Source organism: Colwellia ponticola (assembly GCF_005885605.1).
Classification (GTDB): Bacteria; Pseudomonadota; Gammaproteobacteria; order Enterobacterales; family Alteromonadaceae; genus Colwellia; species Colwellia ponticola.
This window is the reverse complement of sequence record NZ_SZVP01000144.1, coordinates 1-441: the sequence shown is the minus strand read 5'-3', so window position 1 is coordinate 441 and position 441 is coordinate 1. Positions and strand designations below refer to the sequence as shown.

At 40.4% G+C, this 441-nt stretch carries 1 protein-coding gene; it reads right to left on the bottom strand.

What is annotated here, in order from left to right; genetic code table 11:
- Positions 1 to 441, bottom strand: a 441-nt coding sequence (locus tag FCS21_RS16955) for a hypothetical protein (protein ID WP_222928000.1), incomplete at both ends; no start/stop codon positions are given.

Sequence of the window (441 nt, the reverse complement as noted above, 5' to 3'; positions counted from 1 at the left end):
AGTACTTTATACAAGATCGTCGCACAAGAGAGTCCGTTCAATCGTAGGATCGACAACTTCCTTGCATTGTCGAATAGCCATAGAGCGGTGAATAACAGAAAGAAGATCAGACTGATAACAATCAGGTTTCTCACAGGGCGATGATCAAGCAATATGATGGTTTCTGGATAATCTGTATATTGAAAATCCTGCACCGTGAATGAAGGTTGATAGAGTTCATTATACTTAGTCGTCAAGCTTTCGATGAACGCGGATACCTGCTCTGAATTTTGGCTCTCTACAAATTTCGTCGCTTCTTTAAAGGAAGGCAGCTCTATCAATGGATGATTATTGAATGAAGCATAATTGATCGTATAGTGTTGGGTTGAGAGGTGTTTTGCTGAAGGATGATTCAGCAGCGTTCTCAAATCAGTCTCATTGGAAAAATAGTCGATCACGACT